Annotated in this window: 19 protein-coding genes; 10 read left to right on the top strand and 9 right to left on the bottom strand. The window is 59.2% G+C overall.

The annotated features are described in order from the left end of the window. The first annotated feature begins 82 nt into the window (after window positions 1–82). Window positions 83–1,555, top strand: a complete 1,473-nt coding sequence (locus tag OX459_RS10500) for a serine hydrolase domain-containing protein (protein WP_289904949.1) — start codon at window positions 83–85, stop codon at window positions 1,553–1,555. Here the strand turns inward: OX459_RS10500 and OX459_RS10505 are convergent. After that, the gene (locus OX459_RS10505; protein WP_289904950.1) at window positions 1,552–2,127 is read right to left on the bottom strand and encodes a type 1 glutamine amidotransferase family protein; all 576 of its coding nucleotides are present in this window, start codon (window positions 2,125–2,127) and stop codon (window positions 1,552–1,554) included. The two genes, OX459_RS10500 and OX459_RS10505, sit on opposite strands and share 4 nt — an antisense overlap. Window positions 2,128–2,344: 217 nt before the next feature. Between OX459_RS10505 and OX459_RS10510 the strand changes: the two genes are divergently transcribed. Continuing rightward, entirely contained in the window at window positions 2,345–3,991 is a 1,647-nt protein-coding gene (locus OX459_RS10510) for a phosphoethanolamine transferase (RefSeq protein WP_289904952.1), read from the top strand. Window positions 3,992–4,069: 78 nt separating this feature from the next. Here the strand turns inward: OX459_RS10510 and OX459_RS10515 are convergent, their stop codons facing one another. Next, on the bottom strand, window positions 4,070–4,843 hold the full coding sequence (locus tag OX459_RS10515; protein ID WP_035818959.1) for a ferredoxin--NADP reductase: 774 nt from the start codon (window positions 4,841–4,843) through the stop codon (window positions 4,070–4,072). Between the two features lie 549 nt (window positions 4,844–5,392). On the opposite strand from OX459_RS10515, the gene OX459_RS10520 reads away from it, so the two are divergent. The 4 genes from OX459_RS10520 (at window position 5,393) to OX459_RS10535 (ending at window position 9,290) form a co-directional block, all read left to right on the top strand. Further along, window positions 5,393–5,563, top strand: a complete 171-nt coding sequence (locus OX459_RS10520) for a hypothetical protein (RefSeq protein ID WP_289904953.1) — start codon at window positions 5,393–5,395, stop codon at window positions 5,561–5,563. 48 nt (window positions 5,564–5,611) lie between these two features. Further along, window positions 5,612–6,148: a hypothetical protein gene (locus OX459_RS10525; protein ID WP_289904954.1), complete on the top strand. Its 537-nt coding sequence runs from the start codon at window positions 5,612–5,614 to the stop codon at window positions 6,146–6,148. A 177-nt stretch (window positions 6,149–6,325) separates the two neighbouring features. Continuing rightward, window positions 6,326–7,465 (top strand): MvdC/MvdD family ATP grasp protein, encoded by a 1,140-nt coding sequence (locus tag OX459_RS10530; protein ID WP_289904955.1) that lies wholly within the window; start codon window positions 6,326–6,328, stop codon window positions 7,463–7,465. Between the two features lie 319 nt (window positions 7,466–7,784). Beyond that, complete coding sequence (locus OX459_RS10535; protein ID WP_289897881.1) at window positions 7,785–9,290, top strand: anion permease; 1,506 nt, start codon at window positions 7,785–7,787, stop codon at window positions 9,288–9,290. Window positions 9,291–9,308: 18 nt separating this feature from the next. Here the strand turns inward: OX459_RS10535 and OX459_RS10540 are convergent, their stop codons facing one another. Together OX459_RS10540 and OX459_RS10545 are read right to left on the bottom strand one after the other, a co-directional pair. After that, a complete protein-coding gene (locus tag OX459_RS10540; protein ID WP_289904956.1) occupies window positions 9,309–9,956 on the bottom strand; it encodes a hypothetical protein in 648 nt (215 codons plus the stop codon). A gap of 243 nt (window positions 9,957–10,199) precedes the next feature. Then, the gene (locus OX459_RS10545; RefSeq protein ID WP_099667959.1) at window positions 10,200–10,604 is read right to left on the bottom strand and encodes a ribonuclease domain-containing protein; all 405 of its coding nucleotides are present in this window, start codon (window positions 10,602–10,604) and stop codon (window positions 10,200–10,202) included. A 418-nt stretch (window positions 10,605–11,022) separates the two neighbouring features. On the opposite strand from OX459_RS10545, the gene OX459_RS10550 reads away from it, so the two are divergent. Then, entirely contained in the window at window positions 11,023–12,885 is a 1,863-nt protein-coding gene (locus tag OX459_RS10550) for an amidohydrolase (RefSeq protein ID WP_289904957.1), read from the top strand. Between the two features lie 76 nt (window positions 12,886–12,961). Here OX459_RS10550 and OX459_RS10555 read toward each other — a convergent pair whose 3' ends face one another. The 5 genes from OX459_RS10555 to OX459_RS10575 all read right to left on the bottom strand — a co-directional run bounded on the left by OX459_RS10555 (window position 12,962) and on the right by OX459_RS10575 (window position 19,397). Continuing rightward, window positions 12,962–14,911, bottom strand: coding sequence for a cytochrome c/FTR1 family iron permease (locus tag OX459_RS10555; RefSeq protein ID WP_289904958.1), 1,950 nt, complete (start codon window positions 14,909–14,911; stop codon window positions 12,962–12,964). A gap of 155 nt (window positions 14,912–15,066) precedes the next feature. Then, the gene (locus tag OX459_RS10560; protein WP_289904959.1) at window positions 15,067–15,780 is read right to left on the bottom strand and encodes a hypothetical protein; all 714 of its coding nucleotides are present in this window, start codon (window positions 15,778–15,780) and stop codon (window positions 15,067–15,069) included. A gap of 100 nt (window positions 15,781–15,880) precedes the next feature. After that, a complete protein-coding gene (locus OX459_RS10565; protein ID WP_251349216.1) occupies window positions 15,881–16,915 on the bottom strand; it encodes a zinc-dependent alcohol dehydrogenase in 1,035 nt (344 codons plus the stop codon). A gap of 203 nt (window positions 16,916–17,118) precedes the next feature. Next, window positions 17,119–18,081: an acetoacetate decarboxylase (ADC) gene (locus OX459_RS10570; protein WP_289904960.1), complete on the bottom strand. Its 963-nt coding sequence runs from the start codon at window positions 18,079–18,081 to the stop codon at window positions 17,119–17,121. A gap of 86 nt (window positions 18,082–18,167) precedes the next feature. After that, on the bottom strand, window positions 18,168–19,397 hold the full coding sequence (locus OX459_RS10575; protein ID WP_289904961.1) for an NADH:flavin oxidoreductase/NADH oxidase family protein: 1,230 nt from the start codon (window positions 19,395–19,397) through the stop codon (window positions 18,168–18,170). A gap of 252 nt (window positions 19,398–19,649) precedes the next feature. Here OX459_RS10575 and OX459_RS10580 point away from each other — a divergent pair, with 252 nt between their 5' ends. The 3 genes from OX459_RS10580 to OX459_RS10590 all read left to right on the top strand — a co-directional run bounded on the left by OX459_RS10580 (window position 19,650) and on the right by OX459_RS10590 (window position 23,224). Beyond that, entirely contained in the window at window positions 19,650–20,459 is an 810-nt protein-coding gene (locus tag OX459_RS10580) for a type 1 glutamine amidotransferase domain-containing protein (RefSeq protein ID WP_289904962.1), read from the top strand. Continuing rightward, on the top strand, window positions 20,459–20,872 hold the full coding sequence (locus tag OX459_RS10585; RefSeq protein ID WP_289904963.1) for a MerR family transcriptional regulator: 414 nt from the start codon (window positions 20,459–20,461) through the stop codon (window positions 20,870–20,872). The genes OX459_RS10580 and OX459_RS10585 overlap by 1 nt, the downstream gene beginning before the upstream one ends. A gap of 552 nt (window positions 20,873–21,424) precedes the next feature. Next, window positions 21,425–23,224: a hypothetical protein gene (locus tag OX459_RS10590; RefSeq protein ID WP_289904964.1), complete on the top strand. Its 1,800-nt coding sequence runs from the start codon at window positions 21,425–21,427 to the stop codon at window positions 23,222–23,224. Window positions 23,225–23,536 lie beyond the last annotated feature (312 nt).

The raw sequence follows: 23,536 nt of genomic DNA on the forward strand, positions 1-23,536 counted from the left end.
TCCGACCGGCAAGATTGTCGTTGACGTTGATAAATAGGTATGGGATGCTGCTGTTCCGTTTTCAACTGTCGAAAGCCTTATCTTGAACCCACGCCTCCCGTCTTTCCTGCTCGTCATGGCGCTCGCTGCCGTGGCTGCTCCTGTCACCGCGGCTGCCGCTGCCACCAGCCAGCCGCAAGCCTTGCGCGCGGAACAGGATATCGCCGCCTTTGTGCGCAGCGAAATGCAGGAGCGTCAGATTCCTGGCTTGCAACTGGCAGTGATTCAGCATGGCAAGGTCGTGTTGTCGCGCAATTTCGGCGTGGCCAGCCTGCAATACCAGGTGCCGGTGACGGATGCCAGCCTGTTTTCCATCAATTCGGCAACGAAAGCGTTTGCGGGCGTGGCCGTGATGCAACTGGTGCAAGAGGGCAAGATCGACCTGGCGGCACCCATCGGCCAGTACCTGACAGGCTTGCCGCCGGCCTGGCAAGCCGTGACGGTGACCCAATTGCTCAACCATACTTCAGGCTTGCCCGACGTGCTGGACCAGCGCAGCGGCAAGCTGGTGGGGCCGCAGCCGGACGATGCCGCGGCGGCGTGGACTGCCGTGCAGGCGCTGCCCGTGGAAGCCCAGCCAGGCGAGCGCTACCGCTATAACCAGACCAATTACGTGTTGCTGGCGCAATTGATCGAGCTGCAAGGCGGCCAGCCCTTTACCGCTTTCATCCAGCGCCGGCAATTCGACGTGGCGGGCATGCCGCACAGCGGCTTTGGCGATGCGAAGGACGTGGTCGCGAACAAGGCCAGTTCCTACGTGCTGGACCGGGGAGGCAAGGGCTACCGCAACGTGATCGAGGATTTCCCCGTGTTCATGCGGGCCGGGGCCGGCATCAACAGCAATGCGGGCGAACTGGCCAACTGGCTCGTCGCGCTGCAGTCGGGGCGCTTGCTGGCGCCCGCCAGCGTGAAACGGCTGTGGCAGCCGACCAGCTTGAAGGACGGCAAGCCGGGGGCGTGGGCGCTGGGCTGGCCCACCATCGGCCGCGATGCGCACCGCGCCGTGGCCGGCATCGGCGGCGCCCGCTCGGCCTTTTATGTGTATCCGGACGATGGCCTGGCCGTCGTTATCCTGAGTAACCTGGCCGGCGGCCAGCCGGAACAGCTGATCGATACCGTCGCCGGCTTTTACCTTCCCGCCCTGCGTCAGCAGCGGGGCGGCGCGTATGCGGCCCACTTGCTGCGCCAGCAGGCGGCCAGCGCCGGTTTCGATGGGCTGGACAAGAAACTGGCGGCCATCCGGCGCCAGCACGGCTTGTCCGCCCCCACCGAAGACGATTTGAATGCCTGGGGCTACCGCCTGCTGGGCCGGCAGCAGCCGAAACAGGCGGCCGCCGTCTTCCAGTTGGGTGTGCAACTGTACCCGCAAGGGGCGAATGGCCACGACAGCCTGGCCGAAGCGTACGAGGCGGACGGCGCGAAGGCGCAAGCCATCACGCATTACCTCCGTTCGCTGGAACTGGACCCGGGCAATACGCACGCCACCGAGCGCCTGCGCGTGCTGGGCGCCAACTAAGGTGCCGTCTTGCCGTGCTCGGCGCCGTGCATGGCCAGGTAGGCGGCCAGGTTGTCATCGGCGATGTCCAGGGCCCGCAAGACTTCCCGCGTGAAGGTGACGGGCGCCGTGCCGGGCGCCGTGATGATGCGCTGGTCGGCCACGGCCCACGGCACGTCCTGGTACAGGGCCGCGCCCGCATAGCCGGTACCGGCCAGGTTGTCGGCGGAATTGGAAGTGTGGCGCACGGTGTCGAGCACGCCGGCTTGCGCCAGCACGCGCGTGCCGTCGCAAATGCCTGCCAGCACGACATTCTTGTCGCGGGCGGCGCGCAGCAACGGGCCCAGGTCGGGCGCCTTGCCGCTTTGCCAGTGGCTGCCGCCACACACCATCAGCAAATCGAGTTCCTCGAGATTGATTTCTTCCAGCGCCAGTTGCGGCGTGACGAGCATGCCGCCGGAGGAGGTGACGGGCAAGCCGCCCGGCGTGGCGAACTGCGTGTAGAAGCCGTAGTACAGGCGCGCCGTGGAATTGATCAGGGCGGTTTCCCAATCGGCAAAGTTCTCGGTCAGAATGGTAATGGCACGTGTCATGAAAAGTCCTGTCGCAGGTGGTGATATCAATATGAATACAGGCTGGCTGGCCTGCTGGTGCCGAAAGCATAATAAAAAGCACTGACAATTTCTGTCAGGAGCCCACGCAAAATGATGGCACGAGTTGCAACAGCCTGCGCTACAATCGCAGGCCCGTTACCGCGGGCATGACCCTGTTCCATGTACGCTTGTTGATTACCTCCTACTTGTCGCCTCCATGCTGATTCTGTTTTGCCGTGTCCTGCTCAGCATTGCTGGCCTGCTGCTGTTCTTCCTCTTCGATCAGTTAAGCGCGAACGAATGCCTGAAATTGAGCGTCTTGCTGGCGGCCTGCCTGCTGGGCGTGGGCGGCGTGCTGCATGCGTGGCGCGGCAATGCCGGCGCCAGCGCGATTACCGTGCTGGTGCGCGTGGTCGTGCCCGTGTTTTACCTCGATGCCGCCATCAAGGGCTTCTTGCGTGGCTATTTTGGCATGCGGCCGAATCCCAATGCGGTTTTACAGGCGATGTTTGCGACAGATCAAGCCGAAACGGGAGAGTTTTTCCTGCACAACAGCGTCGCCCTGGCGCAAGCGGCCGGCTGGTTCGTGCTCGTGACGGCGGCCGTGCTGCTGGCCGACCGCCAGCTGCAGCGCCGGCAGGCCGGGCGCGACAGTGCGCCGCCGGGCTTGCCGCAAAAGGGCTTTGCCGTCTTCATGGCCGCATTGCTCGTGTCCTTGCACGTCAATACCACCATGCGGCGCGAAAATCCGGCCCTGTTCTGGCCGCTGCGCTACCAGCAATACAGCGCGCAACTGGCGGCGATGAAGTCCATGCAGCACGCGCTGACGGCGGCCATGGCCGCGCCGCGCGACTGGAACGTGCGCTATGCGGGCGAGGATGCCCGCACCGTCATCCTGGTGATCGGCGAGAGCACCAACCGCGCCTCGATGTCGCTGTACGGCTATCCGCGCGCCACCACGCCCCAGCTCGACGCCCTGCGCTCGAAGCTGCTGGTATTTAACGATGTGATCTCGCCGGCCGCCAGCACGGTGGAATCGATGATGACGATGCTTACGCCGGCCGATATCGGCAATCCCGATGCGTGGATGGCCAAGCCGAACTTGCTGATGCTGGCCGAGGCGGCCGGCTACAAGACGTTCTGGGTGTCGAACCAGACGCGCAACGATGGCTGGATCGGGCTGCTGGCGGGCGAGGCCGATGAAAGCGACTTCATCAACTACGGCACCGGTCGTGGCGAAAACAATTTTGATGGCAACCTGTTCCAGCCATTCGCCCATGCGCTGCGCGACGAGGCGCCGAAAAAGCTCATCGTCGTGCATTTGCTGGGCGCGCATCCCAGCTATGACATGCGCTACCCCAGCCGCTTTGCGCACTTCGACCGGGCGCACGACGCCGTCAGCGCGCAGATGGAACACCAGGGCAGGTCAAGCTGGATACGCAGCCAGCGCGACGAGTACGACAACGCCATCCGCTATGGCGATTATGTGCTCGGTACGCTGATCGGCATGACGGAAAAGGCCAAGACGGACCGTGCCGCGTCGCTGCTGTTCGTTTCCGATCACGGGCAGGAAGTGGGTTACAACCGCAATCACGCGGGCCATTCGGCCTCGGACAAGAGCGGCTATGAAATTCCCATGTTGATCTGGAATAACCGGCAGGCGCCGCAATCGGCGGCCGCGCGCGCCGCGCTGGAAAGCCGGCCCTACCAGACGGACAAGCTCGATGCGACCGTGCTGGGCTTGCTGAAGATCGAGACGCGCTATTACGCGGCGCAGGACGATATCCTCAGCAGCGCCTTCTTGCCCGTACAGCGCTTCATGAATGGCTTGCGCTACCAGCGCGCCGCACCGCTGGCCCGCTGACGCGGCAATGAAAAAGGCCCGGCGCCGCCGCAGTGTGCGGCGGGACCGGGCCCTCGGGTCTTGCTGATTCCTTGCGGATTACTTCTCGGCGAACGCGCGCTCGACAACGAAGTCGCCAGGCGTCGAGGTATTGCCTTCCTTGAAGCCACGGGCTTCCAGCATTTCTTTCAGGTCGCGCAGCATATCCGAGCTGCCGCAGATCATGACGCGGTCTTCGGCAGGATTGAGTGCCGGCACGCCCAGATCTTCGGCCAGCTTGCCGTTTTCGATCAGTTCGGTGATGCGGCCCATGTTGCGGAAGTCTTCGCGCGTCACGGTCGGGTAGTAGCGCAGCTTGTCGCTGACCATTTCGCCCAGGAACTCATGCTTCGGCAGGTGCTCTTCCAGCAAATCGTGGTAAGCCAGTTCATCGACCTGGCGCACGCCGTGCACGAGGATCAATTCGTCGAAGCGCTCGTAGATGTCCGGATCGCGCACGATGCTGAGGAAAGGCGCCAGGCCGGTGCCCGTTGACAGCATGTACAGGCGCTTGCCTGGCAGCAGGTAGTCGGACACCAGGGTGCCCGTCGGCTTGCGGCCGACGATGACGGTGTCGCCCACTTGCAAGTGTTGCAGGCGCGACGTCAATGGACCGCCCGGTACCTTGATGCTGAAAAATTCCAGGTGGTCTTCGTAATTGGCGCTGGCGATACTGTAGGCGCGCAGCAATGGCTTGCCGTCGACGCGCAGGCCGATCATGGTGAAGTGGCCATTCGAGAAACGCAGCGACGGGTCGCGCGTGGTGGTAAAGGAGAACAGGGTATCCGTCCAGTGGTGCACGCTTAAAACGCGCTCTTCATTCATCGAACTCATAGTATTTGTTGGCTGGTCAAAAAAATGGTTAGTTGCTGGCAACTGCTGGCAAAAGTGAAACCCTGTGTAGGCCCAGACGCTATTGTACCGGCCTCCACACGAAATTGTTACCGTCTATCGCCGCCAATGCTGCCGCACACGGTGCCAACATTATAGTGCGGCTGGCAAGTTTGGGCTGAAAACCACCGTGAAAGACGCAGGCGGCATGCGGACTCTTGACCTGGCTCACTTTTCCGCCGCGTCCTGCGCAGCGGCGTGCATCTTGCAGGGTTCATTGCGCTGCTCAGGTCGTAGTCAAGCCAGTTGAAGGCGCCACCGCGCTTCCTGCGGCAGGATTTTCGTGTTATCCACCTTAGAGTTAAATCAGGCAATGCCCGTTGAGATATTCAACGGGGTCTGCACCATAAAAATATGCAGCTCTCATATTATTTAATAAAAAATAAATGTTGACATTTTTTTTGTTTTGGATAAAGTTGTTTTGCTCTATAAGCAAGGGGGGAATCCCTGATATTTTCTGTCAACCTGTTTCATTTTTTATCGCGAGAAATAATGAAAGCTGAAGAAAAAGAAGTTGTTGTGAAAGAGCGTGCGCTGGGCCGTATCCTGGCACGTGAACTCAGTAATGAGGAAGTGGCTGCCGTTTCTGGTGGCCTGGATTCGGACTCCCAGCCAGGCGGCGATTACACGCCGACGGGAAAACCTGAAGCTGACTGCGATTAAAAAGTTCGCTCTGCCGCATGACATCGCGGCATTGACTGAAATAGCGCCATGCATAAATTAAGCATCATTATCGTCTTGCTTGGCCTGCACGGCATGGCGATGTCCGCACCAATCGCGGACTGTCCCGCAGAACTTGCCCGTCAAACGGCACAAGTTGCTTCAATGTCGCTCAAAGAGTTTGATTTGACTCCCGACAGCGGCTGGCGCGTGCTGGCCGACGCACAGTGTTTTTCCGAGGCCGAGTCCATACTAAAGCGCTATCTGGAAAGCAATGGCCCCCAATCGAGCCTGTTTATTCATCTGGGACAGATCGAACTCAGGCTGGACAAGCGCGTGGAAGCAGAAAGAAATTTCATGCTCGCCTTACGCCCTGGCGATAGCGCCAATCTTCCCTTCAAGTTCAATGATTTCGTGCTGGCGTTGGCTGCTTATGCGGCCGGAGATCGGACGAAGTTCCTGACACATTACGCAATAATCGAGCGGCATGCCGAAAATATCGGCAATGGAAGGAATCTAAAATTATTGACGGCCATCCGCGATAATTTCGACAGAAAATATCTCGACATTCTAAATTCATTAAGATAAGTCTGATAATGAAAAGAGAGAATGCCGATTTGCCATTTCATGTACATTTTATTGCGTGAATTCAGCTTGTAAAACCGTGGCGACGCCGCTAATAAAGCCGGACTGATGTCTTTTTCCGGAAAACGCCGGCAATTCCGTTGACGGATCCCCGATCGTTCCCTTACCTGAGCGTTATCAATGAAATTCCTCATTCCTACCCAAGTTTATGACACGCACGCGCTGGCCGTTGCCGCCGCGCTCAACAAGCGGGGGCACGAAGCAATCCGGTGGTTTGTTGCCGATTTTCCGGACCGGCAAACGGCGTCTGTCATCATGTCCAATGATCAAAGTCCGGAAATGCGCGTGCACGGCCCCCGGTTCTCTGAAACATTTGAGGATGTCGACGTGCTGTGGTTCAGGCGCCCGACCATTCCTACGGTACCGGGCAATATCGACCCGGAGGATTATCCGTTTGCCATGCAGGAAAACTGCGCCTTCTATCAATCCGTCTGGTCGCTGCTGGTGGACCGTGCGAGCTGGATCAATCCCTATCGCGAACGCCGCCTCGCAAAAAGCAAGTTATATCAGCTTCGCCTGGCGCGCGAGACAGGCCTGTCCATTCCCCGGACCCTGGCGTCCAACGAGCCGGCGGTGGTGCGGGCTTTTCTTGCCGAGGGCAATAAAATTTACAAACCTTTCCGGATATGCGAGTGGAGCAATGAAGAAGGGACGGCGCTGTTGCAGACAGCTGCCATTTCGCCGGAACAGGTGTTTTCCGATCATGCCCTGCAGGCGGCAGTGGGGATTTATCAGGAACGCATCCACAAGAAACATGAATTGCGCGTGAATTATTTTGGCGGCAAGATCATCGCGGTCCAGCTGGAAAGCCAGGGCAACAGCAAGAGCGCACTGGATTGGCGCGCTGTCGCGCCTGAAGAACTGGCACCCAGGCAGGTCGATTTGCCGCCTGCCGTCGAAGCCAAATGCCATCAGTTGATGGCTCGTTTGGGGCTGTTATTTGGCTGCATCGACTTGATGGTGACACCAGACGACGATTATGTCTTCCTCGAAGTCAACGAGATGGGCCAGTTTCTCTGGATCGAACGGGCCAATCCCGATATCAGGATGCTGGATGCCTTTTGCGACTTCCTGATTCGCTCGGCTCCGCCGCAGCTCGCCCAGGCCGAATTGGCCAATACCTCGACCAATACTTCGGCCAATACTTCTTCATATAAGAGTACGTTTGGCACGGCGGAGTACCGGCAGCAATTAAGCGACGATGAGGCAAACCATGCGCGCCGCGATCCTGCCTATGGATTGGCTGAATATTACATTTGATGTGCTTGCCTGCGTGGCTTGCAGCATGCCGGTACGCTGGCGCCTGGCGCGCAGGGCGTCTCCGGGAGGGATGTGGGCCTGAGTTGATGGGGCGGATGCGCGACATGTCGCTCACAGGTCAACGATTTTCAAGATAGTTGACTAGCGGTAGCGCTAGAGGGCAGGGGCCGCACCAACCTTGCGTGTATGATATTGCCGAACAGAATTGTTGGGCATCTGTCATCTTGCGGGCGCGTGGTTTGTGCGCCTTCCAGCCCATGAATCTGCGTGCACGATTCCGACCGCGAGGATGCCCGGCCCACAGCGAAAGGTAATAAAGATGTATAAAACAGTGCGCGACATGTTCCTGCATTTCAAGGAAGCCGTCCCATTCCGCCTCGTTCCCGCCCTGATTTGCACGGTCTTGCTGGTGAGCATGCTATTGCTGCCGGCGCCCGATGGCTTGACGCCCAAGGCCTGGGGCCTGGTGGCGATCTTCCTCACCACGATTTTGGCGATCATCCTGAAAGTCATGCCGATCGGCGTGATGGCGATGATGGCCATCGTCATCGTGTCCTTGTCGCAAGTGACGTCGACCTCGTCCAAGGGCGCCATCACGGATGCGCTCAGCAGTTTTTCGAATCCCCTGATCTGGCTGATCGTCGTGGCGATCCTGATTTCGCGCGGCTTGAAAAAGACGGGATTGGGCAGCCGCATCGGCTTGCTGTTCATCTCGCTGCTGGGCAAGCGCACCATGGGCATCGGCTATGGCCTGGCGATTTGCGAACTGGTGCTGGCACCGTTTACGCCAAGTAATACGGCGCGTGGCGGCGGCATCGTCCACCCCGTCATGAAATCGATCGCCAACGCCTTCGATTCGGACCCGGCCAAGGGCACGGAAAAGAAAGTCGGCACCTATCTGGCCCTCGTCAACTACCACGCCAACCCGATCACGTCGGCTATGTTCCTGACGGCCACGGCGCCGAACCCGCTGGTGGTCGACTTCGTGGCCAAGGCCAGCGGCCAGGCTTTTCACCTGACGTGGACCACCTGGGCCCTGTGCATGCTGCTGCCGGGCCTGGTCTGTCTGCTGGCGATGCCGTTGATCATCTACTGGCTGTCGCCGCCGGAACTGAAAGCCACGCCCGACGCCGTCACCTACGCCAAGGCGGAATTGAAAAGCATGGGCCCGCTGTCGCCGTCGGAAAAAGTCATGCTGGGCACCTTCGCCTTGCTGCTCTTGCTGTGGGCCAACGTCCCAGCCATGCTGTTCGGTCCCGCGTTTTCGCTCGATGCCACGGTCGTCGCCTTTGTCGGCTTGTTCGTGCTGATCATTACCGGCACCATCGACTGGGATGACGTGCTGTCGGAAAAGAGCGCCTGGGACACCCTCGTGTGGTTCGGCGCGCTCGTCATGATGGCCGAGCAATTGAACAAGACGGGCGTGATCGCCTGGTTCTCGGCCGGCATGAAGGCGGCGATTATCGCCAGCGGCATGGACTGGCTGCCGATCGCCGGCGTCCTCGTGCTGGTGTTTGTCTTCTCGCATTACTTCTTCGCCAGCACGACGGCCCATATCAGCGCCATGCTGCTGGCCTTCCTGACGGTGGGCCTGCACCTGATCCCGGCCGAATACCACGTGCCGTTCATGCTGATGATGACGGCCGGCTCGGCCATCATGATGACACTGACCCACTATGCGACGGGCACCTCGCCCATCATCTTCGGCAGCGGCTTCGTGACCATGGGCAACTGGTGGCGCGTCGGTTTCATCATGTGCGTGGTGGAACTGCTGATCTTTGCCGTCGTGGGCACCACCTGGTGGAAAGTGCTCGGCTACTGGTAACGCAAGCTATCACCGCCGCTACAGCTGGCGCGCCAGGCTTTGCACCGTCGCCAGGCAGTGCTTGAGCTCGCCGCCCGCGGCGCGCTTCCACAGGGCGGCCGCCTGCGACCACGCCTTTTGCGCCAGCAAGTCCTTGATTTCTTTCTGCAATTCGCCCGGCAAGCCGCCGAACTGGCGCAGTTCCAGTGTACGGGGCTGGCCGTGGCGGCCCGCCGGGTCGCTTTCTTCCAGCGCAGCATGCAGGCTGCCGCAACGGTGCGTGATGCCGGCGTCGTCCACGGCCGCCAGCGCCAGATCGGGCGCTTCCTCCAGATCGTAGCCGAGGTCGCGGCAAGGTTCGTCGATCAGCTGGGCAATGTTATAGATCGTCAATACCTGCGCGGAACGCACCACGTCCGTCAGGTCGTGCACGTCGACGCCCGCGTCCAGCAGGCGCTGCAGGGCAGGGGAGTTGATGAAGGGAAAGCCTGATTCTCCCAGTTCGCGCCAGCGTTCCAGCCACAGCGGCCGCGGCATGGACTCGTCGATGACGTCGGACCACAGGCCGCGCAGCAGCAACTGCTGCAGCAAGGGACCATATTTCTTCTGTTGAATATCTTGCGCGAGGGCGTCTGCCTGCGCCGCATCGATGCCGCATTCCTGCAATCGCCCGGTGATCGTTGTCATTCCCGCCGCCAGCCTTTCCATTTCATCTTGTCCAGGCGGCATCATATACGCAAGCGGGCGGTTCCCGCATGCACGCTTGATGAGTTGTTGTAGATCAAAGCCTGTTTTGCGGACCTGCGCTAATATCCATTAAATAAGCGCAGTCAGCACAGTTGAATATCGAGCCTGATATGCGGGTATTTCAAGCGGCACCAGGTATTTACCTGAGCCGCTTGAATCACGCTGGAAATTAATAAAAAACGATTAGTTCTTCAGGCTGCAAAAGGAAGCATAGTGGTCCTGCGTGTAATAGCGTTCCACCAGCTTGCGTTTGCCCGCCGGAGTCTGCACGAGCAATACCGCGCGATGCGAACCTGCTCCGCCATCGCCGCCGATACCCAGATAATATTCATAATAAATCTCGTCCTTGCCGGCGGCAGGGAGACGCTTTTCATTATTATTGAAGACGGTATTGCCCGGACCGCCCGCCACCGCGCTCGTTTTCGCGTTGCGGTATGCGTCGTATTCGCTATTTTGCGGGGTGGGCAGGGTTTTGCTGGGTTCCCTTTTGCCGCAATCGGGGATTTTTGCCGCATAGGCTTGGGAAGAGAACAGGGCGCCTGCCACGATAAGACCAAGCGACCAGGTTGTTGCGCGTTGAATTTTCATCGGTAAGCTTTCGTTGGTGCTGCGTTCAATGGATGGGCTATTGCGGATGCGGCCGGAATCCGGGCGGCCGGTGTCATCACTGCAATGCTGAATATAGTTGGATTTTTAAAAAAATTACTATTCAATTGTCACTCTTCGATAAATAACCATATATTTACTTCAGGGAAACTATATGGGATGCATTGCAGAAAATAAATCCAAGGCAAGGAATGGGAAGCAGCCGCGCCGCCATTTGCATTAACGTGACAATGTTTGAGTTTTTTTGATCGGCAATTCGTTATGCTTCGAAGAAGTTACTGGCAAAAAGCAAGCCAGTCCAGGCGTCGCGTTTTCCCGATATTCTGTTGTCGGGTATATTCGAGCCGGAATAAAGGATGACTTCATTGATTTAAATCATTAACCTCTGATAGGAATCTGCATGAGCCATGACCACCTCGGTTGCGCCTGCTGCAACCTGCCACACCTGCCTACGCTGACAAGCGGCCTGTTGACGGGAACCGCACTCAGCGGCGAACTGGACACGGCGTTCCAGCAGGCATATCCCCAGCACGCCCAGAAACTGACGCCGCAAGCGACGATTTTCCATAACGGTAACATTCATACCATGGCTGCGGATGGCAGCGACCAGGTGGCGGCGCTGGGTATCGCCGGCGGCACCATCATTGCCACCGGCACGCTGCACGAGGTGCGCCAGGCCATGCAGCCGCATCAGGCAAGCGAGGTGGACCTGGACGGCCGCACCTTGCTGCCGGGCTTCGTCGAACCCCATATGCACATCCTGCCCAGCGCGCTGTACAAGAGCTGGCTGTCGCTCACGCCGTTCCTGAGCGCACCCCGGCAGCAGGAACTGGATCCGGAATACAGTTTCAAGAGCATCAGTTGGCGAATTGGCGCGGCGCTGGGGCAGACGGACCAGCTGCCGAAAGACAAGAAAGGCAACCCTTGGGTGCTGGGCTTCGGCGTCGATCCCTCGCTGATGCAGTCGTGGGAAGACATCGCCGCCAGCGAACTCGATAAGCTGAGCAGCACGGTGCCCATCCTGCTGATGAACTCGTCCGGCCACCTGGCCTATCTCAATACCGCGGCACTGGAGGCGGCGAACATCGAGGACAGTCCTTCCGGCGTGCTGACCGAAATCAGGATCGCCAAGGCGCTGCTGGTTGCGCCGCTGCCCAAGCTACCGGAATTTATCGCGTGCCTGAAGCAGGTGCTGGACAATGCCTCGGCCATGGGCTTTACCAGCGTCTTCGACGCGGGCCTGGGCGCCACCGATGCGCCGCTGGTGGAAATCGGTTTGCTCAAGCTGGCGGCCCATCTCGGTCCCGTGCGCATCGGTGCGGCGCTGTTCACCAAACCCGACGAAAAAGCACTGGACAATTGGCTCGATCATTACAAGCCGGACCTGGACAATCACGGCGACCAGCGTTTCAGCATCAAGGCGATCAAGCTGATCGCGGACGGCTCCAACCAGGGCTTGACCGGTTATCAGAGCCAGCCCTATGCCTGCTCGGATGAACATTCGATACCTGAGGTGCCGCCCACCGGCTTGAGCAACTACCCCGACACGTCCGTGTTTTCCCGCATGCTGGACAAGGCGGTGGGGCGCGGCTGGCCCGTGCTGGTGCACGCCAACGGCGACAAGGCGGTGGAATATGTGCTGAACAGCTACGACAAGGTACTGACGCCACGGCCAGGCGGCATCAGCGAAGAGGAAGCGCAAAAGCGGCGCCAGCTGCGCCTGCGCGTCGAGCACGCCTCGCTGCTGAATGACGAGGCCATCACGAAAATGGCGACACTGCAGCTGAACCCCAGTTTCCTCATCGGCCACGTCGGCTATTGGGGACACACCTTCCAGCAGACCATCTTTGGCCAGGAGCGGGCCCAGTTGCTGGACCGTTGCCACTCGGCATTGAATGCGGGCATGCACATCAGCTTGCACTCGGACCATTTCGTCTCGCCGCTGGGCCCCTTGCGCATGATGGAGCAGGCGGTGTTCCGCACCATGGAAGGTGCCCCAGGGAAAGAGGTGCTGAATCCGGACGAGCGCATCAGCCGCATGGCGGGATTGCGCGCCGTCACGCTTGATGCCGCCTGGCATTGCCACATGGATCATCTGGTGGGCTCGCTGGAAGCCGGCAAGCGGGCCGACCTGGTGATCCTGGCGCAAGACCCGCTGGACGAGAACGTGCGCAAGCTGCGCGACATCGTGGTGGAGGAAACCTGGCTGGCAGGGGTGAAAGTGCACAACGCCGCCACATCCGCAGGGGCAGTGACGCGATAAGCGGCTGTAATGTAAAAGCCCCCGATAGCTGCAGGCAGCTATCGGGGGCTTTCAGTTACTGCGGGGCGTCACAGGGTCAGGCCAGCTTGTGCTTGCCTGCCGAGAAACGGTTCCAGCCATAGCCGGCGACGATGATGGCCAGGATGGCAGCCTGCGCCAGCAAGGTTTCCAGGGTCGGCAAGATGCCCAGCAAGTCGACGCGCATGAAATCGACGGGGGTGACGCCGACCCAGCCCGCTTCCTGCAGCGCGGCCACGCCTTTGCCCATCAAAATCACGGCCAGCACGGCCACGAAGGCGGACGTCCACGAGAAGAATTTGCCGATCGGCATGCGGGCGCTCGTGCGCAGCAAGGCCCAGGCGATCACCACCAGCAGCACGATGGCCACGAGGAAGCCGCCCAGCAGGGCGCCGCCATTGCCGTCCGCCGCCAGGGCGGAATAGAACAGCACGGTTTCAAAGACTTCGCGATAGACGGCGATGAAAGCCAGCGCGAACAGGCCCCAGGCGGAGCGCCGCGACATCGCCGCCGTGAGTTTTTCGTGCAGGTATTCCTGCCAGCGGCCGGCGCTGCTCTTCTGGTGCATCCACAAGCCCACGCTGAGCAGGACCAGGGCCGCAAACACGGAACCGAGTCCTTCGCTCACTTCACGGCTGGCGCCGCTGATGGTCACCAGATACGTTGCCGCCACCCATGTCAGGCCGCCTGCCACCAGTGCGCTGGCCCAGCCCGCATGCACGTAAGGCAGCACATCGTTGCGCTTGGCCTTGCGCAGGAAGGCGATGATGCCGATCACGATCAGCAGCGCTTCCACGCCTTCGCGCAGCAGGATCGTCAGGGCGCCGATAAAGGTCGTCATCGGCTCGGCCTTGGCGTCGCCCAGCTCCGCTTCCACGTGGGTAAACAGTTGCTGCAGCTTTTCTCCCGCCGCCTCGGCCTCGGCCACCGTGCCCTTGGCCACGGCGGAACGGTACGCCAGCATGGCGTTTTCCACGGCCAGCAGCAAGGACTTGTTGCGCGCGCCGACCATCGGCTCGATCGGCTCGAAGCCGTCCAGGTAGGCGGACAGGCCCAGGCGCGTGGCGCCCGCGCGGTCGCCCGCATGCATGGCGGCCAGGCTTTCCGCCAGGCGCAAGCGGGACAGGGCCAGGCCGGCCGGCTTGTGCGCCTCGGCCTTGTCCGGGTGGCTGCGCAGGTAGGCCGTCAGCGCCTGCGCTTCGTCCGCGCCCAGCTTGGCGGCCACGGCTTCCTGCGTCAGGGTCGTCACGGCAGCCAGGTCGGCGTACAGCTTTTTGCTGCGCGGATCGTCCTGCCACAGCTTTTCGCCGCGCGCGCTTGCCGCCGCGTCGTGCGACATGCCGCCGATATAGAACGCCAGGTCCCAACGTTCGTTGTCGGACAACTGGCCGAAACTGGCCATCGAGGTGCCGGACACGCCTTGCGAAATGACCTGGTACAGGGCCATCAGGCTGCGCGACTGCGCCCGCTCGGCATCCGTGAAGGCGATCGGTTTCGGTTCCAGGCTGGCCGCCAGCGGACCGTCGCCGCCGCCGGCCACGCCGTGGCAAGACGCGCACTGGGCCGCGTACAGGGCCGCGCCGCGCGCCAGGTTGGGCAGCACTTTCGGCGCCACGGGAATCGGGTAGGCGGCAATCAGCAAGCCGTTCGCGTGGTGCGCCAGGCGCTTGACTTCCACGCCGTCCGCCTTGGCGACGACGGCCGCGCGCAGGTCGGCGATGGCGGCGGCAATGGCCGCCTTGGAAGCGTGGGCGGGCAGGGCGGCGATCTGCGTCGTCGCGTTGTCCGTGAAATCGAGCATTTCCGCGTATTCCGCTTCGCTGACCACTTTGCCGTGCTCGACGGCACCGCTGTAATCGACGGCAACATAATCGATCAATTGCCACAACTGCTTGGCGCCGGCACCCTGGTCGGCCACTTGCGCTTGCGCGCCGCCTGCCAGTAAGAGGCTGAGGCTGGCGGCCACGAGCGGATAGCACACGAGCCATTTCTTGATAGAACTGAACATGATTCTCATTCTCATTTGTCGTTAACCCGGCGACTATAGGACAGACAGTGCGGGGTGTCAACGGCGCACGGGCGTGCGCGGGTGCAAACAGCGCTATCCTGGTCAATATGCTTGACCAGGACGGCGTGCCTGGAGAATGAAACGAGGGGGGAAGGTTATTGCTTCGATGCCGCTTTCGCGTACAGGCCCCTGGCCAGTCCGTTGTCCGCATCGTCGACCTTCAGGCCGCCCTTGACGACGCGCAAGGCCAGCTTCTGGAAGGCCTGGCCCCGCAACCACTGGGGATCGGTGACGGCGAACGCGGCGATGCGTTCCTGCGCGCGCTCGGCCGGCACGGCCAGCCATCGATAGTCGGCCTTCGATCCCTGGCGGCGCAAGCCGGCGCGCACCCAGCGTTCCGATGCCGGCATGCGGACGATGGCGTCGCCGTTCGCCACGCTGACGGCCGTGGCCGTCTTGCCGCTTTGCGCTTCGAACTTCACTTCCACGCCGGGCATCGGCCCCACTTGGGGGTAGCCGACGATGGCCACCCACATGCCCGCTTCGGCGGGTTTCTGGATGCGCATTTCCGCTTCCTCGAACACGCGAAACTGCGGCTCCTTGCCGCCGTTGCCCGTCTCCAGGGTCACCAGGTCGCCGGCAACGCGCCACTCGCCGCTGGCTTGCTCGTCGGTATTGCCATAACTGAGCATCCATTCGAAGGTGCCGTCCTTTTTCAGCAGCAGTTCGGAACCCGTTTCCATGACGCCTTGCAGGTAATAGTGTCCGGGCAGCGTGGCCGCAGCCGAGTCTGCCGCGCTGGCCGCGCTGGCCGAAAACGACCAGGCGAGGGCGGCGCAGGCCAGCAGGCGGGAGAGGGATTTCTTCATCGGTATATCCTCGGTGTGTCTTTTATGAAATGCCATCATAGCAACATCAATCGCATTGCCGTCGCACGACACACCGCGCAGCCTGCCGGTGGCGTGCCGCTCAGCTGCCGCTGAAATCGAGCACCACGCGCGAGGCAACCTGGCCATGTTCCAGCCGGCTGAAGATCTCGTTGATGGCCGACAGCGGCTGCAATTCCACGCCGGCCTTGACCTTGCCCGTGGCGGCGAAGGCGAGTGCCTCGGCCATGTCCTGGCGCGTGCCCACAAAAGAGCCGCGTATCGTCACGCAATTGGCGACCACGTCGAACAGCGGCGTCGGGAAGTCGCCAGGCGGCAAGCCGACCAATACGCAGGTGCCGCGCTTGCGCGTCATCGCCACGCCTTGCTGGAAGGCATCGATCGACGGCGCCGTGATCAGCACGCCGTGGGCGCCGCCCCCGGTCGCTTCGCGCAGGGCCGCGACCGGGTCGCCCTGGCGCGCATTGATGGTCACTTCGGCGCCCAGGGCGCGCGCGTGCTCCAGCTTGCCTTCATCGATGTCGACGGCCGCCACGCGCAAGCCCATGGCCACCGCATATTCGATGGCCAGGTGGCCCAGTCCGCCGATGCCGGACACGGCCAGCCACTGGCCCGGCCGCGCGCCCGTTTCCTTGATGCCCTTGTAACTGGTCACGCCGGCGCAGATGATGGGCGCCGCCTGCACGGCGGACAAGCCGGCCGGAATGTGCGCGACGTAGCGCGGGTCGGCCAGGATGTATTCGGCAAAGCCGCCATTCTTGGTGTAGCCGCCGAACTGCGCCTCGGCGCACACGGTTTCCCAGGCTGCCAGGCAATGTTCGCAATGGCCGCAAGCCGAGTACAGCCAGGGCACGCCGACCCGGTCGCCCAGCTGCACTTCCGTCACGCCCGTACCCACGGCCACCACCAGGCCGATGCCTTCGTGGCCGGGAATGAACGGCGGCGTCGGCTTGACGGGCCAGTCGCCGCGCGCTGCATGCAAGTCCGTGTGGCACACGCCGCACGCTTCCGTCTTGACGAGGATCTGGCCGGGGCCGGGCACCGGCACGGCGACGTCGCGCAGCACCAGCGGTTGACCCAGCTGTTCGACAACGGCGGCTTTCATGGTGGTGGGGATCATGTTATTCCTTGTGTAGTGGTGAATGCGTAATGCAGGACGCAGGCGCTCTGCCATGGTCTGTTCAACAGAGGCTTGCGAATGATCATATTCTGCTGCACACAATAGGAAAATTGATTGATCTACATCAACATATACCGGGAGGGAAGGCGATAAAAAAAGCACCTGGAACGGTGCTTTTTCGCTGGCGGCTGTTTAGCCAATCACTTGCCGGCACCGAGGGTTGCCAGCGGCTGCGGGGCATACAGCGCATTCTGGAAGGCCGGCACGTATTCATAGCTCATCATCTTCCCCAGCTTCAATGATTTGATATACGTGGAAAAACTGCCGTCGCCCAGTTTCAGGTCGACCGATTCCGCGCGCGTGCTCGATGCATGGCTCAGCAGGCGGGAAACGGCATAGCCATACGTCAGCTTGCCGCCGCCATCCTTGTTGGTGAAGCTGTTGCTCACCACCTCGGCCTCGTGCGACAGGTCGCCCAGCTTTTTGCCTTCGAAAACAAAATCCAGCTTGCCCGTCGCGCTGTCCGTGACGGCAAAGGAAACGCTTGCCTCAGTTTCCTGTATGTCGATACCGGTCAGCCACTTGGGCAAGTTGTAGCCGACCACGCCACGCACCCTGGCCAGCTCCGTATTGACGGGAAGCTTGAGCACATAGCCCCAGAAATCATGGGACAGCGATTGGCCCAGCAAGGTAAAGGGGCCAAAACTGGTGGCGCCGGGCTTGTTGGTCACAATCGCCAATGAAATTTCATTGTAGCTGTCGTTGTCGCAGTATTCGTAGGCGTAGGCCGTCAACGCCACGGCACCCCGGCCTGGCCACACTTGCAGCGGCTGGACTGCCTTCAATATGTCTTCCGGCATCAATTCCTTCAAGCGGGCAAGGTCGGCCGTAAATACCGCCGTGATCTTGCGGTTCTTGTAATAGAAATTCGGCGAATACGAGGCAAAGCCGATGTCGACCTTTTCTTTCCGCATGCCCTTGAACCAGCTCAGGTCAAGGTCCGGCGCTTCCGACGCAATGACCGATAAGGGCGGATTCGAGCGGAAGCGCTCGTACAGGCCGCCAGCGGCCACGGGGACGGCATGGCCGGCGATATCGATGATGACGGGCGTGCTTTCGGCAGGATTTTCGGCCCGCGCCGGGCTTGCGGCTAGACTCAGCATCAATGTCGATACTGAGGCGGCTGCTGCCGCGGCAATTTGCATATTCATGGCTTGCACCTTTAATGTTGGATGTGGAAAAATTCAGTTCAAATCCCGCTATTCATCCTGCGGCGATACTGGCGGTTCCTGATGGCGGTTTCCCATTGCTGCATCAGCAGCGCAAGGGCGGGCGCCACCTGCGGCCTGGTATGCTTGCCCTGGCTCAGGCGCCGCAACTGATACTTGACCATCGCCATGTAGGCGATGGACGACAGCACCTTGTTTTTCCACGTGATGGCCCTGAGCAGGGGGCTCGCCGACGGATCGGCGCGCCATGCCTTGGGCAATTGCGGATCGATCGCCAGCGCCGTTCCCATGCCGGCCATGGCGATGCCGCTGTCGAGCACTTGCTCCACCACTTGGTAGCGGCGTATGCCGCCCGTCACCATGAGGGGCATGCTGGCCACCGTGGCGATCTCCTTGGCGAACTCCAGGAAATAGGCTTCGCGGGCCAGCGTGCGGCCATCGCGGGTCTGGCCATGCATGGCAGGCGCTTCATAACTGCCGCCGGACAACTCAATCAAGTCCACGCCCAGGGTATTGAGCATGGAAACGACCTGCTTGGCATCTTCCGAACTGAAGCCGCCTTTCTGGAAGTCCGCCGAATTGAGCTTCACCGCGACGGCGAAGCCCTTGCCGACGGCTTGCCGCACCCCGTTGACGATGTCGACCAGCAAGCGCGCCCGGTTTTCCAGCGATCCGCCCCAGCGGTCCGTGCGTTGATTGGTCAGCGGGGAGAGGAACTGGCTGATCAGGTAACCGTGCGCCGCATGGATTTGCACGCCCGTAAAGCCAAACCGCTCGGCCAGCCGGGCGCTGTTGACAAAGCGCTGCTTCACGTCGGCAATATCGGCCTCCGTCATTTCCCGCGGCGCCGAAAATTGCCTGGAAAAGTTGCCCATATCCATGGGCACAGGAGAAGGCGCGATGGTTTCCTGTCCCAGGGCGGCGGGCATCTGGCGCCCTGGATGGTTGATCTGCATCCAGATCTGCGCCCCGCGTGACCGTGCGGTGCGGGACCACTGCTCGAAGCGGGCGCCAAATTGCTCGGACTCAAGCACCACGCCTCCGGGGCCCGTCATGGCGCGGCGGTCGATCATCACGTTTCCGGTGATCATCAGGCCAACGCCGCCGTCCGCCCACGACTGGTACAGGCGGATCAGTTCTTTTGACGGCGCGTGGTCCTGGTCAGCCATGTTTTCTTCCATGGCGGCTTTGGCGAGGCGGTTCGGAATGACTGTCCCATTGGGCAATGTCAGTGCGGTAAAGGGTTTCATGCTGATCTCCAAGGTTGCGATAGCCTCACGATAAGCTTTAAGCTAACTTGAAGGTCAAGCCCTGAAATGAAAAAAAATCGCACTGTCGCGTTCGGGACACTGGTTTGAAGAAGGGCCGCTCCCCTTGAACCACAAAAATCCCGTGGCAGCCGATCTGCCGCTTGACATTCAAGTTGGCTTTAAGCTTATAGTTGATCACGCTGTGTTCGGCGGACATGGCCCAGACTACTCAACTATTCGGAGGACGATCCCATGTCTGTTTTCAAGAAACTGCTCCTGGCTGTCATGCCCTTGCTGTTCCTGCAGATGGTTGCTGCTGAACCGGTGTCCCCCATGCGCGATCCGGCCATGGAAAAAGTGCTGATAGTCATGACCAATCATTCCCGATATCCGAGCAGAAACGACCATACGGGGCTGTGGCTCACGGAATTGACGCATGTGTATGATGTGCTGAAGGAAGCCGGGTATGGCATCGACTTCGTCAGTCCCAGCGGCGGTGTGGTGCCGCTGGATGAACGCAGCCAGGGATGGCTGTACATGGATGAGGCGGCAAAAAGTCACCTGAGTGATCCTGCTTTCATGGCATTGCTGCAATCGACAAAAGCTGCGGCCGACATCGATCCCGCTGCCTATGGGGCTGTTTTCTACACGGGCGGCCATGGAACGATGTGGGATTTCAAGGGCAACAAGGACCTCAAGCGCATTGCCGAGGCCATCTACCGCAACGGCGGCGTCGTTTCCTCCGTGTGCCATGGCGCCGCTGGCTTGCTGGATCTGGAGGACGAGAAGGGCGAGCCACTGATAAAAGGGCGCAGCGTGACAGGATTTTCCAACTTGGAAGAATCGCTTGCCGGCATTAAGGACCAGGTTCCCTACCTTTTGCAAAGCGAGGTAGAGAGCAAAGGGGCGCTGTATGCCAAAGGCTTTTTCCCGTTTGGCAGCTTCGTGCTGACGGACGGCCGCCTCGTCACCGGCCAGAACCCTGGTTCCAGCAAGGAAGTGGCGCAAGCTCTGCTCAAGGCTTTACGGAATAACAAACTACAACTTCAGCGGGAAAAATAATGAAAATTGGCGAATTGGCCAAGCGCAGCGGCTTGGCGGCGTCCACGATCCGGTTCTACGAATCCAAGGGCTTGTTGAAAGCCGTGAGCCGCCAATCGAACGGCTACCGCGACTATCCGCTGGAAGCCGTGGCGGTACTGTCGATTATCAGCGACGCGCAGCAGGCGGGCTTTTCCCTGGACGAAATCAAGCAAGTCTTGCCGGAAGATAGTTCATCATGGAAACATGATGAATTGATGGCTGCGCTCAAGAAGAAGATAGCCGATATCGAATCGCTGGAAGTACGCCTGGCGCAAAACAAGGCCCATCTTTTGTCGCTGATTCAATTGATCGATGCAAAACCGGAAGATGTGGACTGCAAGGATAATGCCGCCAGGGTCATGGAAAGCTTGGGTATCGTCGGTAAGAATTAGCAAGCAGGCCGGTTTCGCGGGAAGTGCCCGCGTTTGCCGATGGGCAGTCGCAGGCGTAGGATATTTGCAGGCAGATCAGGGAAGGGGGCCGCTTGTCCAGGTACTGTCAGATGATCGTTACTGCCAGAGATGGCTGCGTGCGCTGTTCAGCAGACGTGCCAACCAGGCGACGCAGCCCCAAATGCGCACCGCTGGAACACATTCCAACTGCGCCGTTTCTTCGACGGCCATCACCACTATCGGCAAGGATGACCCGCACCGTTTCGGCTTTGGCGTGGCCGAGGCAGCTACATAGCAAAGTACTACGGCAAGGAAATGCAGAGCAGGGGGCTTGTGAATTGCGGTCAATTACAAGGGGCGTGTTAAGCCATTGAATGCACAACTGTTTTCACGCCGACTGATCGGCGGTCTGGACCTGTGTATAACGAGGTGAGGTTAAAGCTAGAGCAATAACTCACTTGCATTATAAATTCTAAGAAATAACTTATTTTTTGCCAATGAACACTACTACTGCCATAATGAGATGGCTCCATTACCCTAGGAAAGTTCATAATGCAGAGAGTAAATCTTAAGGACTTTAGCTTCACGCGGAGCTTTGTTTTTTTGCGCCAGACAAAGAGGGTAAAAGCAAAACAGCTCCGGGTCATGTTGAAGGAGATAAGTGTTCGGTCGGAACTGGAGAATGCCGCTCCAATTGTCGTCCGGCACAAAGTTCTTTTGACAGCACTACCGCCTAACTACGGTTCCGTTTCATTCTTACTTGGTGAAACAGTACGCGCGCCTACCTTTGCGAACGGAACTCTTCAAGAGCGGGTTCTTGCTTATGTACTTCTTATCGAAGCAGGCGGGTACGCGGCCATGCAGCTTCGTCATCTGGGTACTATTGACGTGGAGCCGTTGTTTTTAGGGCACTCGCTTGTTCCTTACGGGCAAATTACAAGCGTGCTTACTAACGGTGCCAATATCCTAAAACTTGTCTCAAAAATAATAAACCCTGCGCAAAGTGGGCTGACAGGTCGCGCGTATGAGGGGAACTCCCTACAAAATGAAATGCCACAGTTCGGCAGCGGGAAAACTATCCCGCGTAGTTTGAAGGCAAATGATAATGGAGCAGTGATCTCTGTTACCGCGAGCGCCGCAAGAATTACCGCGTATGGGCCGGCAGTCGATATTGATCAAGTCGGGATGTGGTTTTCTCAGATTCGCGCGATGTTAACAAATAACCACAGATCAACTTTTTTGTCTCGTTTTGCTGAGCCAATAGATTTTGCGACGGCGATGCCCAATCTAACCCCAAGTCTTATAGTTTTCGATACGTTAGGATTACAAACAAAAATTGAACAGGATCGTCTCGTATGGCGTCGGAAATTCAAGAAAGACAATCAACGTAAACTTGCACGTCCGGTTGCAACGCCGCAGATGACGGATTTTCTGATCGGACAACTGTCGAGTAACGCCGTGATTAAGAACGGTGATTTCCCACTCGGCCGCCTAGCGGTGGGCGGAAGCAAAATTAAAGTCGAACTGGACGCTTTTCGGAATTTCACCTTATTCGATGGAAAGAAGGATGTTGCGTTGTCCGCGTATATTAATAGCAAAGACCTCTTCTCTGTCTATTTCGATTCGCCTGATCATGTCTATATGAGTGGCGGAATTTACCGCGACTCTGGTATCGTTGGTGAAACCCTGTCAGTCATTGCAGCGCTCCAAGGCTTGCCAACACTTGCTCTCGCCGATAGGGAAAAGATTGACATTTCCAGAGATAATCCTCACCCAAATAAGGGGGCGCTCAATAACTTCCCTCCCACCTCAGTATTTACTATTGCAGAGGATAAATATCAAAACGCCGACTATATATTTTGCGATGACCTTGGAGATGAGTGGGCTGATCACATCGCAGTTCATGCTGCATCAAAGACCCTAACTTTCATCCATTCAAAACATGGCAAGCCAACTACTGGCGCGTCTAGCCTTCACGAGGTAGTGGGGCAAGCACTAAAGAACATGGGCAATCTACTATGCATGCCCGCAGCAATGGGTCGCAAAATCGCGGGCTATAATTGTTCATATCACGGAACCAATATTCCATTAGTTCGCCGGGCTCCGCCCGGGCTGACGATCGTGCAAATCGAAGATCGGATAATGCAAATCCTTAGTGATAACTTATTGCGCAGAGAAGCGGTTTTATGTTGTTCGTTTTTGTCAGCTGCCGACGTGAGTAATCAGCTAACTAAACTTAAAAACGGCCAGCCGGTACGTTCCCATATCCGCCAGTTGCTCTGGCTGCTATCCTATTTTGTCGCGGCTTGCAAAGAACTTAGCGTAATACCCATTATTCTATGCCGCCCGTAAGCATGCACCAAGTTTACGCGAACCCTGCAACGTGTACTGCCGTAGCGGGCATGCCTGGAGTGATGCCACGGCTGTGCAGTCGGCATGCAGTTTGGCCAGACTTTTGTCATACAGCAGTAAGGCCAGCCGATGTGAGTAGACTGGCCTTGAGGATAGGGTTATATGCATGCAAGTGGAGCGCGCTCATGTACTGTCTTGTTTCTGCACTCTTTTCGTTATTTGACATAATATAAATTATGCGAAGTTATGGATGAATTTGAGAAAACCTCCATTTTGCCATCTCCTCAATCGCAAATGCGATTTTCCCCCTCT

This window comes from Janthinobacterium sp. SUN026, assembly GCF_030397625.1.
Lineage (GTDB): Bacteria > Pseudomonadota > Gammaproteobacteria > Burkholderiales > Burkholderiaceae_D > Janthinobacterium > Janthinobacterium kumbetense.

What these genes read in the sequence shown, in the direction of transcription:
- OX459_RS10540 (WP_289904956.1), bottom strand. Translation starts at nt 9,956, where the DNA reads ATGACAACGATCACCGGGCGATTGCAGGAATGCGGCATCGATGCGGCG.
- OX459_RS10515 (WP_035818959.1), bottom strand. Translation starts at nt 4,843, where the DNA reads ATGAGTTCGATGAATGAAGAGCGCGTTTTAAGCGTGCACCACTGGACG.
- OX459_RS10575 (WP_289904961.1), bottom strand. Translation starts at nt 19,397, where the DNA reads ATGAAACCCTTTACCGCACTGACATTGCCCAATGGGACAGTCATTCCG.
- OX459_RS10580 (WP_289904962.1), top strand. Translation starts at nt 19,650, where the DNA reads ATGTCTGTTTTCAAGAAACTGCTCCTGGCTGTCATGCCCTTGCTGTTC.
- OX459_RS10505 (WP_289904950.1), bottom strand. Translation starts at nt 2,127, where the DNA reads ATGACACGTGCCATTACCATTCTGACCGAGAACTTTGCCGATTGGGAA.
- OX459_RS10585 (WP_289904963.1), top strand. Translation starts at nt 20,459, where the DNA reads ATGAAAATTGGCGAATTGGCCAAGCGCAGCGGCTTGGCGGCGTCCACG.
- OX459_RS10555 (WP_289904958.1), bottom strand. Translation starts at nt 14,911, where the DNA reads ATGTTCAGTTCTATCAAGAAATGGCTCGTGTGCTATCCGCTCGTGGCC.
- OX459_RS10570 (WP_289904960.1), bottom strand. Translation starts at nt 18,081, where the DNA reads ATGCTGAGTCTAGCCGCAAGCCCGGCGCGGGCCGAAAATCCTGCCGAA.
- OX459_RS10535 (WP_289897881.1), top strand. Translation starts at nt 7,785, where the DNA reads ATGTATAAAACAGTGCGCGACATGTTCCTGCATTTCAAGGAAGCCGTC.
- OX459_RS10520 (WP_289904953.1), top strand. Translation starts at nt 5,393, where the DNA reads ATGAAAGCTGAAGAAAAAGAAGTTGTTGTGAAAGAGCGTGCGCTGGGC.
- OX459_RS10550 (WP_289904957.1), top strand. Translation starts at nt 11,023, where the DNA reads ATGAGCCATGACCACCTCGGTTGCGCCTGCTGCAACCTGCCACACCTG.
- OX459_RS10545 (WP_099667959.1), bottom strand. Translation starts at nt 10,604, where the DNA reads ATGAAAATTCAACGCGCAACAACCTGGTCGCTTGGTCTTATCGTGGCA.
- OX459_RS10590 (WP_289904964.1), top strand. Translation starts at nt 21,425, where the DNA reads ATGCAGAGAGTAAATCTTAAGGACTTTAGCTTCACGCGGAGCTTTGTT.
- OX459_RS10530 (WP_289904955.1), top strand. Translation starts at nt 6,326, where the DNA reads ATGAAATTCCTCATTCCTACCCAAGTTTATGACACGCACGCGCTGGCC.
- OX459_RS10560 (WP_289904959.1), bottom strand. Translation starts at nt 15,780, where the DNA reads ATGAAGAAATCCCTCTCCCGCCTGCTGGCCTGCGCCGCCCTCGCCTGG.
- OX459_RS10510 (WP_289904952.1), top strand. Translation starts at nt 2,345, where the DNA reads ATGCTGATTCTGTTTTGCCGTGTCCTGCTCAGCATTGCTGGCCTGCTG.
- OX459_RS10525 (WP_289904954.1), top strand. Translation starts at nt 5,612, where the DNA reads ATGCATAAATTAAGCATCATTATCGTCTTGCTTGGCCTGCACGGCATG.